Genomic DNA, 11,251 nt, shown 5'->3' on the forward strand with positions numbered 1-11,251 from the left:
ATGGCTTTATGGGGTGGACGTTTTAAAGAAAAGGCGAGTTTACAATTTAAGAAGTTCAATGACTCATTGCCGGTAGATTACCGCATGGCAGTGCAAGACATTGTTGGTTCAATAGCCTGGGCGCAAGCTATTCATGAAGTAGGCGTTATAAATGAAGATGAACTGGTTCGCTTAACGGCAGCATTGCAAGAATTAAAAGCGTCGGTAGAAGAAAATCCGCAACAAATATTGCTGTCTGATGCGGAAGATATTCATAGTTGGGTAGAGATCCAGCTAATTGAAAAAACGGGTGACTTAGGTAAGAAACTTCATACAGGGCGCAGCCGTAATGACCAAGTGGCGACTGATTTAAAGCTATGGTGTAAAGAAAAGGGCGGCGATTTACTGTTTGCTCTTGTCAATTTACAACAAGCGATGATGAATTTAGCAGAACGTGAAAAAGATACGGTACTACCAGGCTATACCCATTTACAAAGAGCGCAGCCAATAACTTTTGGTCATTGGTGTTTAGCGTATGTAGAAATGTTTAACCGTGATATTGGCCGTTTAAAAGATGCGCTTTATCGTTTAGATGTTTCGCCACTGGGCTCAGGCGCTTTAGCAGGTACCGCTTATCCTATTGACAGAAATGCACTGGCAAGTCGCTTAGGTTTCAGAACGGCCACCATGAACAGTCTTGATGCTGTTTCTGACCGCGATCATGTCATTGAATTGTTGGCTTCAGCCAGTATTTCAATGATGCATTTATCACGTTTCGCTGAAGATTTAATTTTCTACAATTCAGGTGAAGCTGGCTTTGTTGAAATGAGTGATTTGGTCAGTTCTGGTTCATCATTAATGCCACAAAAGAAAAACCCTGATGCCTGTGAATTAATCCGCGGTAAGTCAGGTCGTGTTTTTGGCGCCTTAACGGGGATGTTAACCACAATGAAAGCGTTGGCACTTGCTTACAATAAAGATATGCAAGAAGACAAAGAAGGTTTATTTGATGCGCTTGATACGTGGCAAGAATGTATGGAAATGGCAGTACTTGTTGCTGATGGTCTGAAAGTAAATCGCTCACGGACATTAGCCGCGGCACAACAAGGCTATGCGAATGCCACTGAACTTGCTGACTATTTAGTCGGTAAAGATATTCCGTTTCGTGAAGCACATCATATTGTTGGTGAAGTCGTATTAGCTGCTATTGACAAAGGTGTACCTTTAGAAGATTTAACGATAAGCCAACTACAAGAATTCAGCGATAGAATTGAGCAAGATGTTTATCAGCACCTTTCTATTGAATCGACACTTAATAAGCGTGAAGCACTCGGCGGTACTTCTCGTTCACAAGTTGAAAAAGCACTGGCGACTACTCAGTCTGGCAATGAAGCTATCTTAAATGAGCAAGTTGTTGGTGCGCCAGGCAAACAAAGAATTCAAAGGGCATTAAAGCAAGTAAAACAGCGTTTAAATGCGCAACGTGCTGCCGCTATGTCTGTTCGTCGAGCGAGAATGTCTGATGTTGACAGTATTTATCAACTGACCAACTTTTGGGCCGATAAAGGGGAAATACTGCCACGGTCACGTGACAATATTATTCATGATATTCAGAATTTTGTTGTGGCCGAGCTTGACGGTAAGGTTGTTGGCAGCGCATCACTTTATATCTATCAAACAGGTTTAGCTGAAATACGCTCAGTTGTTTTACAAGATGATGCTCAACAGCAAGGTCAAGGCAAAGCACTTATTCAGTATTTGTTAGAGTTTGCCTATCAAATGGAATTAGAGCAAATTATTGTTTTAACTTATATTCCAAAATATTTTCAGCAGCTTGGTTTTAACTTAATTGATAAAAGTTCACTAGCCGATAATATTATTGAAGATAGCGAACCCAGCCCACATAAAGACCCTGCTGATGAAGTCGCCATGGAATACATACTTAGTCAGCCTCAACAGGCATAATTTCAGTCGTCATTTTAACTGATTTAGGCAAGGTATTTACTTTAGCTAAGATCCTAAACGCTAGCGTTTGGGATAAACAAATAGGTAGTTACAACTTAGAAAATGGATAGCATCAATAATAACGAACAAAATTATGTTAAATGGTTTAGAAATGCTGCGCCCTATATTAATGCGCACCGTGGAAAAACAGTGGTGCTTATGTTTGGTGGCGAAGCCGTGCTTCACCCAAATTTTGCCAATATTATTCATGATATTGCTTTGTTGCGTAGCTTGGGTGTTAAGTTAGTCTTAGTTCATGGCGCTAGGCCACAGATAGAAGAGCGTATGGATCAGCGTAACATTACTCGCCATATTGAAAATAATATTAGAGTAACCGACGCTGAAACTTTGGTTGCAGTAAAAGATGCGACGGGTTCATTGCGCTTACATATCGAAGCTTTACTCACTATGGGCTTAGTCAACTCGCCTATGCATGGTTCGCGAATTCGTGTTAGCACCGGGAATTTTGTCATTGCTAAACCGATAGGGGTCCGTGATGGCGTCGATTATAAATATACCGGTAGCGTAAGACGAATCGATGCGGTCGGTATTCATACCCAGCTTGATTATGGCTCGATAGTGGTATTATCGCCGATTGGCTACTCTTCTACCGGTGAGGTGTTTAACTTAGCACTTGAAGATGTCGCGACTAAAACAGCACTCGCCCTTAAAGCGGATAAATTAATTACCTTTACTCAAGAGGATGGTTTAATTGATGAATCGGGTGAGCTTATTCGTAGCTGTAGTGTACGGCGAGTAAAAACGTTATTGGATGATAAAGATTGTCATGTTCGCCAATTATTATTAAGAGCGATAATCGAGAGTGGAGAAAATGGTATAGAGCGTTGTCACTGCGTGAGCTACCAAAGTGATAGTGCTTTACTGCAAGAGTTATTTACCCGCGATGGTGCCGGTACTTTAATTGCTAAAGATCATAAAGAAGAAGTTTGTACCGCTAGCATCGATGATGTCGGTGGCATTTTAGAACTGATTGCTCCCTTAGAAGAGGAAGGTATTCTGGTGAAGCGCTCAAGAGAACTACTTGAAGTTGAAATTGATCGCTTTACGGTACTTAAAAAGGAAGATGTTATTATTGCTTGTGCTGCTTTGTATCCTTATCCCGAAGCAAGTTCAGGAGAAATTGCCTGTGTGGCGATTCATCCTGATTATCGCAATGGAAATCGAGGTGAACGCTTAATGAATGCCTTAGAAGTAAAAGCTTTTGATCAACACTTAACCTCATTATTTGTCTTAACAACGGTCAGTGGTCATTGGTTTCGAGAACAAGGTTTTATCGAAAGTTCAATGGAAGATTTACCTGAAGGTAAAAAACAGCTGTATAACTTCCAACGAAAATCTAAGGTATACATCAAACATATTTAGTGGGTAGGTCTCGCTGTTATCAATTCAACGTTTATTTATGAAAATAAATGCCGCTTTTAAAAGCGGCATTTTTGTTTTTAAGGTGGGCTTTAAATATTTGAGTTTGTTTATTTATGCAACAAAGTAAATATAAAAGCATTTATATACAATAATCGTGCACTTATGTAACAGTAATGTTTCATATTCGTTACTTTTAGGGCATATTGTGTGCCGCGCTCGTTATTTGTTTGTAAGGTTTATACTTTTCAATGGTCATATTTAGACTTTTAGTCATTCTTCTCATTGCTTTTGCAATGACTTTGCTGACTTCTTTTACGCTCAAAGCAGAAACTGACTTCGCGCTAGAAAGTGGTGATCAATTTACAGCAACGCTGTTATCTGAATATGGTCAAATAAGTAACTTTCTTAATCAAGGAAGTGATGAAGAAAGTACCGGCTACATAAAAATTGAACCGTCCGTCTTTATTCAAACACAGTTATCACGACATTTAATACAATTAGCGACAAAGGTCAGTCATTACCAATTTAGTCACTTTAGTGAAGACGATCATAATAATTTATTATTTAAGCCAAGCTATTTCTTTAAGCTTGATCATAACAAAACACTGTTTGCAGATATTAAGTTACAGGAAAGTTATGAATATCGCGGTACTGGCCTATCTTTAGGCAATGCAGAATCAATAACAAGCGGAGATGATAAAAAATCGCTTGCCGCTAATATAGGCTACTTATATGGCCAAATTGATTCAGTGGCGAAATTAAAACTTTCAATCGGTCAAGAAGACTTTCGCTATAAAACAAGACGAGCCGAAAATAAGGCACTTGACCGTGTTGATCAAAGTGTTGCGGCTAGTTTTGATTATCTACTGTCAGGAAAGACATATTTCGCTGCAGATTTAGCTTATACCCAATCAAATTTTCAAAATAATAGCTCGTTAAATAAAGACATATATGCGCTATTAGTCGGTATGAAGTGGCAATCGACGGCTATAACTCAACTGCAAGCATTAATTGGTTATCAAAGATTAACTTTTGAAGAAACATTATTTGCCAGCGATACTCGCTTTAAATGGCGAGTTGATATTAATTGGCAGCCAACGAATTTTATGCAAATGAATATAAACACCCAACGAAATTATGAAACAACCAACAGAATTGTCGATAGCTATCGAGTTGTTGACAGTACTAATTTACAACTTACTCATCAACTGACTGATTATTTTCAGACATCTGCGGTTGTTGGTTATAGACAAGAAAAGGTCGTTTACCTTGAGCAAACGATTAATGAAGATTATTTATACTCAGAGGTTAGGTTGAATTATCAACGTAATGATTGGCTGACTGTATTTGCAGGTTTTACTTTTAAAGAACTAACAGCAAGTGATGATAGGCTAAACAACCAGGGCAATAGCTTATCGTTAGGCTTTAATGTTAATATTTAGTATTGGATAAAAAATATGCGTTACTATGTTTTGTCACTAATTTTAGTGTTCTGCAGTTTTTTTTGTGAGGCAAGTGATTATTTACTGGGCCCTGGCGATAAAATACATATTGTTGTTTACGGTGAAGACGATTTAACAACTGATGTGAAAATTGATAAATCGGGTTTTATATCTTTTCCGTTTTTAGCTGATATACAGGTAATAGGTTTATCAACTAAGAAACTTGAAACCACGATAAGAAAAGGCTTACTAGGAGATTATATTGTTGACCCACAAGTCTCTGTTTCTGTGTCTATTTATCGGCCGTTTTTTATCCACGGACAAGTTACACGACCAGGAGGTTACCCTTATCAAGATTATTTGACCTTAGATAAAGCCATCGCAATCGCTGGAGGATTATCTAATAGAGCGTCGACTTCTGATTGGAAAATCACACGACTAGTCAAAGGTGTTAAAGTGACGTTAGAGGGGAATATTGCTACTGAGATCCACCCTGATGATATTATAAAAATAGAACAAAGTTTTTTCTAAAATAAACATAACAATAACAATAAAAATAATTATAAAAACTGAAAAAAGGATTTTCGACAGATTTTATTAGCCGTATTTATATGTGGTTTTGCAAATAATAATGAGCAGTAATGTTAAACGATAATCAAAGCGTAAATTTTAATGCCCCAAACCAAGAGATAGATTTAAAAGAGGTCTTAAGACCGCTTTGGTCTCGACGTTGGCAGATTGTTTTCTTTACTTTACTCGTTTCACTGATGGTTTCTTTTTATGTTTCGTTGCTCAAGCCTTCCTTTAAAGCCACGGCTATTTTACAAATAGGCAGTAATAAACCCGCTAATACTTTATCGATTAATGACGCCTTTAATGAATCTAGCGCCAGTAAAGAGCAAGTTAAAACCCAGTACGAATTATTAAAGTCTCGAAAATTTGCTGAGCGCGTTATTATTAGTTTAAATTTGGTTGAACATCAGGAATTTAATAGTGGTAAATACAATGATAAAATAAGCTTCTTCGCTGACATAGGAAAGCGGACTAGTAGACCAACGGTCAGTAGCTTAATCTCAATCTTTGAAAGTCGTTTAACTATAGCTCCAATAGCGAGCACCGAACTTGTTAAAATAAGTTTTGCTGCTCACTCACCTCAATTAGCACAAAAAGTCGCTAATCAAATCGGTCTCACTTATCTTCAATACCAAGATGAAATCCATAGCGCGTCAAAGGAGTCAACGTCGCAGTGGCTTGTTGACCAACTTGAAGAGTTAGAGAAAAAGCTTGAAACATCAGAGCAAGCACTACAAGAATACCGTGAAGCGGAAGGTATTGTTGATATTTTAGGTATTGCTGGCTTAGTTAGCTCTGAGTTAACCGAGTTAACTTCTTCAGCAATACGAGCTGAAAAAATCAAAGATGATTTAGAAGTAACTTACCAAAGTATGCAAAAGCGTCGAAAAAATACCGCGCAACTTCTGGAACTTCAGGAAATCAGTCAGCAAAGTGATCTTGTACAATTAAGGCGTGCCGATGAAAAAGCAGCACGTAAGATATTTGAGCTTTCCAAGCGTTACGGGCCCAAGCACCCCAAACGTATAGCGGTGCAAGCAGAGCTAGAGTCATTACAAAAAGGCATCGTACAGCTCGTTGATGAAATTGTAATATCTATTGAAAAAGATTACCTAAACTCTTCTGAAAAAGTTAAAGCAACGAATAATCGTTTGGCAATTGCGAAAGTAGATTACTTACGCTTGAGCCGTTTACAAAATAAATTTTCACAATTGCAACGCGAAGTTGATACCAATAAAGAACTTTATAATAACTATTTAGTCCGTTTAAAAGAGACTGACGCTATGGGTAATTATAAAGCAAACTTTTACGTGCGTTTTATTGATAAAGCGATTATACCCACGGATAGATTCGCCCCCAAAAAAGCCCTCATAGTGATTATGAGTTTTATGTTATCGTTCGCGATTATTGCCATAATTATCATTATGCGTGAGATATCAATGGATACGTTAAATTCACGTCGAAAACTTGATAGCTTTACCGAAGCACCTGTTCTCGCTATTTTACCAAAGTTTCAAGCGCCAAGTGCTGAAAAAAAGAGTGATCCCTATTACACAGATAATCGCTTTACCGAAGCGGTGCGCACGTTAAGAACCTCTTTATTGTTTAATGGCGAAAGTAAGCCAGCTAAAGTGATTGCGATAACATCCTCGGTGCCAAATGAAGGGAAGTCGACTATAGCACTACATTTAGCCCGCTCGTTTAGTGAAATGGAAAAGGTTTTGCTCATTGAAGCGGATATGCGACATCCGACCGTAGCAAAAAATATGAATTTAAGTCCACATCGGCCAGGATTATCAAATTTATTAGCGAAAACACATCAAATTAATGAATGTATTATCCGCGATAAAAACTTAAAGTTAGATATTTTAACCTCAGGTATTTCTCCGGCTAATCCGCTAGTTTTTTTATCAATGAAGCGCCTTAATATGCTCATTAAAGTTTTTGGTAATTTTTATGACCGAATTATTATTGAGACACCACCGGTAAATGCTGTGAGTGATGCGGCTATTATTTCTAAATTAGTTGAAACGGTTTTGTATGTTGTTCATGGTGAAAAAACGAAACGAGAGCAAATTACCACAGGTTTACGTATGCTAAAGCAAGTCAATGCACCCATTGAAGGCATCATAATCAACCACAGCCAAAGCATTGATGCTGATAAATATCAAAACAAGTATTACAACGAACGCGCTAATAATATTGTTAAACTACCCGTACGCAAACAATGTTAATATTTTTCTCAATATTAACCTCTTCCGCTTATTGAAAACTGCGGTAGAATAAGAGTAAGTTTTTACCAGCAAGTACTTCTGCTTATAATATGAAATCACGCCAACAATTTTCCCTACAAAAAAATAACAGTTTTGCAGTCTATGCAACGACACCCATTATTTATTATCCAAATAGTGAACAAGATCTGCAATTATTAGCAGCGGTGACTAGCGAACCTTTTTATATTTTAGGCGCGGGCAGTAATACGCTTTTTGTCGAGGGTGTAACACCGGTAATTATTAAGCCTGAGTTTTTAGGGATTCATGTTAATGAAACCGAAGAATATTATCAGGTCAATGCCGCTTGTGGTGAAAATTGGCATGACTTGGTATGCTTTTGTATTGATGAAGGCATTAACGGTCTAGAAAACTTAGCACTTATTCCTGGCAGTGTTGGCGCTGCTCCAGTACAAAATATTGGTGCTTATGGCGTTGAGATTGCTGATTTTATTGAAAGTGTAACTTGGTTTGATTTTGCTAAAAATAAATCACAGCAGTTAACTCAGGCACAATGTCAATTTGACTATCGCGATAGTATTTTTAAAAATGCTTTAAAAAATAAAGGTATCATCACAGATATTACTTTACGTTTTCCAAAAAACTGGCAGCCTAAGCTGAATTACCAAGGATTAAACACCTTGCCCAAAAATAGTCATGCTAGGGTTATTATGGATACTGTGATTGCCATACGAAATGCTAAGTTACCTGATCCTAAGGTTATCCCAAACGCTGGCAGCTTCTTTAAAAACCCTGTGGTTAGCGCTGAGCAGTTTTTATTATTAAAAAGTAACCATCCAGAAATTGCGGCTTATCAACAAGATAATGGCACTGTTAAACTAGCAGCAGGTTGGTTAATTGAAAGAGCAGGGCTTAAAGGTTATCAACTCAACGGTGCAGCTGTGCATAATAAGCAAGCGCTAGTGCTAACCAATATTGATTCGGCCTGCGGGGCAGATATCAAAAATTTAGCCCTACATGTACAGCAAACCGTATTAGCATTATTTGCCATTATGCTGCAACCAGAAGTAAGAATGCTCGGTGAGCAGGGCGAAGTTACCTTAGGAGCTATAAACTGATCATGGCCAAAGCAATACGAGAGCAATTAATACAATATTTAGCCGATGGACAATTTGTTTCTGGGCAATGGTTAGGTGAGCAGCTAGGGGTGAGTCGCGCAGCAATATCTAATCATATCGCCTCGCTAATTGAAATGGGGCTTGATATTTATAGTGTTACCGGCAAAGGCTATAAATTATCAGAACCGTTAACACTATTAGATGAAAAAGAAATTCAATACAAGTTAAGTGCATTGGGTCAGAAAAACAAAGTCGAAGTGCATAATATTATTGACTCAACCAATAGTTATTTATTGCGTCGTTTACCCAATCAAAATCATAATTTGCAAGTCTGTTTAGCTGAATATCAAGATGCAGGGCGGGGTCGACGCGGTCGTAAGTGGATCTCACCTTTTGGTTCACATATATATATGTCGATGTATTGGTATTTAGAGCAAGGTATGGCGGCAGCTATGGGATTAAGTGTCGTGTCGGCTCTAGCGGTTAGCGATGCAGTAAAAGAACTTTATCAAATTGATGTGCAGTTAAAGTGGCCCAATGACATTTATTTTGGCGGGGTTAAGCTGGCTGGTATCCTTATTGATTTGGATGGGCAAGCTCTTGAACCGTGTCACTGTGTTATTGGTATTGGTTTAAATATTAATATGCCCCAAAAAAGTGCAGAACAAGTCGATCAACCTTGGACAGATTTGCAAACAGCTATGATTCAAAGTACCACCGAGCATGAAAATAACGCGGTTAATACGATTGACCGAAATGTTTTAGCTGCAACGTTAATTTCTAAACTCTCATTAAGGCTTCAGCAGCATCAACATGAAGGGTTGTTGTCTATGGCCAATGAGTGGGCCAAACAAGATTATTATATCAATAAACCGATAAAGTTAATCACCGGCACGCGTGAAAAGAAAGGTATTTGTCGAGGCATTAATAACCAAGGAGCTTTATTGTTAGAAGTTGATGGCCAAATTAGTCCTATTTATGGTGGTGAAGTTAGCTTGAGGGCTGACACATGAGGTTATTAGTTGATATTGGCAATACTCGCACCAAATACACTTTTGAGCAGCAAGGTGAATTATCAATAATTCAAAGTGAAAGAAATGAAACCATTAATGAAAAGTGGCTATCAAGTATCACTGAATCAGTGGTATCTATCGTCGTTGCGAGTGTTAGCGAAGCTTATATTATAGAGGTCTTTATAGCCTATGCTCAGCAGCATAATATTGAACTGCACATAGTAAACAGTGAAAGTAAACGCTTTGGCGTTACTTCAAGCTATCAACAACCGACAACGTTAGGTATTGATCGATGGTTGACGTTACTGGCGGCTAATATTTTGTACCCAGATGAGAATGTCCTTATTATTGACGCGGGAACAGCGACAACCATAGACTTACTCGATAGTCAGGGCATACATTTAGGTGGGTGGATTTTGCCAGGTATTGATATATTATTTAATAGTCTTTTATCAAATACTACAAAAGTGCTGGCAACTCAAGAGCATCAGGCCAACATTTCTTTTGGTAAAAGTACCTCTGACGGTGTCAATAATGCTTGCTGGGCAGCAACACTTGGTTTTATTGAACAAGGTATCAAGCAAGCTAATAAACAAGTCTCATTAGATAAAGTATTACTTACTGGCGGTAACGCTAAAAAAATAGCGGCTTTATTAAACAGGCAACATTACATTATTGATGAGCTAGTCTTTATCGGCATGCAACGATTCTAATTCGCTTATGGCAAATTATATCGCCAGTTTGTGGCAACATTTAACGTTAGGCGATTAAAAAAACATCAAATGGTTAAAAACATGGTTTTTTTTTGTTTTTACGCTTGCAAGGGAGAAAACATTCCACTAGAATTCGCACCACTTAATGTAGTGCCGACTTAGCTCAGTTGGTAGAGCAACTGACTTGTAATCAGTAGGTCGCCAGTTCGACTCCGGCAGTCGGCACCATTAATAAAATTGTTGTAAAAGTATTGGAGGGGTTCCCGAGTGGCCAAAGGGATCAGATTGTAAATCTGACGGCTCAGCCTTCGGTGGTTCGAATCCACCTCCCTCCACCACTTTGCAATAATGAAGATAGAAAAGCGGACGTCGTATAGTGGTAATACCTTAGCCTTCCAAGCTAAAGCTGCGAGTTCGATTCTCGCCGTCCGCTCCATCTTTAAGTGATTGCTGATATGGCTCAGTTGGTAGAGCGCACCCTTGGTAAGGGTGAGGTCGGCAGTTCGAATCTGCCTATCAGCACCATTCCTTAAGATTTCTATCTCACTAAATTTATTTTATTTTTGTTAATTTATCTCAGAGGCATTACATAATGGCTAAAGCAAAATTTGAACGTTTAAAACCGCATGTAAACGTTGGTACTATCGGACACGTTGATCACGGTAAAACTACTTTAACAGCTGCTATCTCTGCAGTATTAACTAAAGTACACGGTGGTGAAGTTAAAGATTTCGCACAAATCGATAATGCTCCTGAAGAGCGTGAGCGTGGTATTACAATCAATACTTCTCACAT

At 38.4% G+C, this 11,251-nt stretch carries 9 protein-coding genes and 4 tRNA genes; all 13 read left to right on the plus strand.

Going from position 1 to position 11,251, the window contains the following annotated elements; translation table 11 throughout:
* On the plus strand, positions 1 to 1,944 hold the full coding sequence (gene argH, locus H4J57_RS16480) for an argininosuccinate lyase (RefSeq protein ID WP_182170403.1): 1,944 nt from the start codon (positions 1 to 3) through the stop codon (positions 1,942 to 1,944).
* A 102-nt stretch (positions 1,945 to 2,046) separates the two neighbouring features.
* A complete protein-coding gene (gene argA, locus H4J57_RS16485; protein ID WP_182216800.1) occupies positions 2,047 to 3,366 on the plus strand; it encodes an amino-acid N-acetyltransferase in 1,320 nt (439 codons plus the stop codon).
* A 248-nt stretch (positions 3,367 to 3,614) separates the two neighbouring features.
* Positions 3,615 to 4,808: an outer membrane beta-barrel protein gene (locus H4J57_RS16490; protein WP_182243633.1), complete on the plus strand. Its 1,194-nt coding sequence runs from the start codon at positions 3,615 to 3,617 to the stop codon at positions 4,806 to 4,808.
* 15 nt (positions 4,809 to 4,823) lie between these two features.
* Positions 4,824 to 5,339 carry a polysaccharide biosynthesis/export family protein gene (locus H4J57_RS16495; RefSeq protein WP_182216804.1) on the plus strand — a complete coding sequence of 172 codons (516 nt, stop codon included), beginning with the start codon at positions 4,824 to 4,826 and terminating at the stop codon, positions 5,337 to 5,339.
* Between the two features lie 110 nt (positions 5,340 to 5,449).
* Entirely contained in the window at positions 5,450 to 7,615 is a 2,166-nt protein-coding gene (locus H4J57_RS16500; RefSeq protein ID WP_182243634.1) for a polysaccharide biosynthesis tyrosine autokinase, read from the plus strand.
* A gap of 89 nt (positions 7,616 to 7,704) precedes the next feature.
* Positions 7,705 to 8,730, plus strand: a complete 1,026-nt coding sequence (murB, locus tag H4J57_RS16505; protein ID WP_182243635.1) for a UDP-N-acetylmuramate dehydrogenase — start codon at positions 7,705 to 7,707, stop codon at positions 8,728 to 8,730.
* A 2-nt stretch (positions 8,731 to 8,732) separates the two neighbouring features.
* Positions 8,733 to 9,743: a bifunctional biotin--[acetyl-CoA-carboxylase] ligase/biotin operon repressor BirA gene (birA, locus tag H4J57_RS16510; RefSeq protein WP_182243636.1), complete on the plus strand. Its 1,011-nt coding sequence runs from the start codon at positions 8,733 to 8,735 to the stop codon at positions 9,741 to 9,743.
* A complete protein-coding gene (locus tag H4J57_RS16515; RefSeq protein ID WP_182243637.1) occupies positions 9,740 to 10,456 on the plus strand; it encodes a type III pantothenate kinase in 717 nt (238 codons plus the stop codon). The genes birA and H4J57_RS16515 overlap by 4 nt, the downstream gene beginning before the upstream one ends.
* 152 nt (positions 10,457 to 10,608) lie before the next feature.
* A tRNA-Thr gene (locus tag H4J57_RS16520) sits at positions 10,609 to 10,684 on the plus strand.
* Positions 10,685 to 10,709: 25 nt separating this feature from the next.
* Positions 10,710 to 10,794 (plus strand) — tRNA-Tyr (locus tag H4J57_RS16525).
* Positions 10,795 to 10,818: 24 nt separating this feature from the next.
* Positions 10,819 to 10,892 (plus strand) — tRNA-Gly (locus H4J57_RS16530).
* Between the two features lie 13 nt (positions 10,893 to 10,905).
* Positions 10,906 to 10,981, plus strand: a tRNA-Thr gene (locus H4J57_RS16535).
* Between the two features lie 67 nt (positions 10,982 to 11,048).
* Positions 11,049 to 11,251 (plus strand): GTP-binding protein (locus H4J57_RS16540; RefSeq protein ID WP_259364653.1); only part of this gene is annotated, 203 nt, incomplete at its 3' end.

The organism is Colwellia sp. BRX8-7, assembly GCF_014077275.1.
In the GTDB taxonomy this organism is placed as follows: Bacteria; Pseudomonadota; Gammaproteobacteria; order Enterobacterales; family Alteromonadaceae; genus Colwellia_A.

Excerpts from the sequence above, each read along its gene's own strand:
- H4J57_RS16500 (WP_182243634.1), top strand. The coding sequence starts at position 5,450 with ATGTTAAACGATAATCAAAGCGTAAATTTTAATGCCCCAAACCAAGAG.
- birA (WP_182243636.1), top strand. The coding sequence starts at position 8,733 with ATGGCCAAAGCAATACGAGAGCAATTAATACAATATTTAGCCGATGGA.
- murB (WP_182243635.1), top strand. The coding sequence starts at position 7,705 with ATGAAATCACGCCAACAATTTTCCCTACAAAAAAATAACAGTTTTGCA.
- argH (WP_182170403.1), top strand. The coding sequence starts at position 1 with ATGGCTTTATGGGGTGGACGTTTTAAAGAAAAGGCGAGTTTACAATTT.
- H4J57_RS16490 (WP_182243633.1), top strand. The coding sequence starts at position 3,615 with ATGGTCATATTTAGACTTTTAGTCATTCTTCTCATTGCTTTTGCAATG.
- H4J57_RS16515 (WP_182243637.1), top strand. The coding sequence starts at position 9,740 with ATGAGGTTATTAGTTGATATTGGCAATACTCGCACCAAATACACTTTT.
- H4J57_RS16495 (WP_182216804.1), top strand. The coding sequence starts at position 4,824 with ATGCGTTACTATGTTTTGTCACTAATTTTAGTGTTCTGCAGTTTTTTT.
- argA (WP_182216800.1), top strand. The coding sequence starts at position 2,047 with ATGGATAGCATCAATAATAACGAACAAAATTATGTTAAATGGTTTAGA.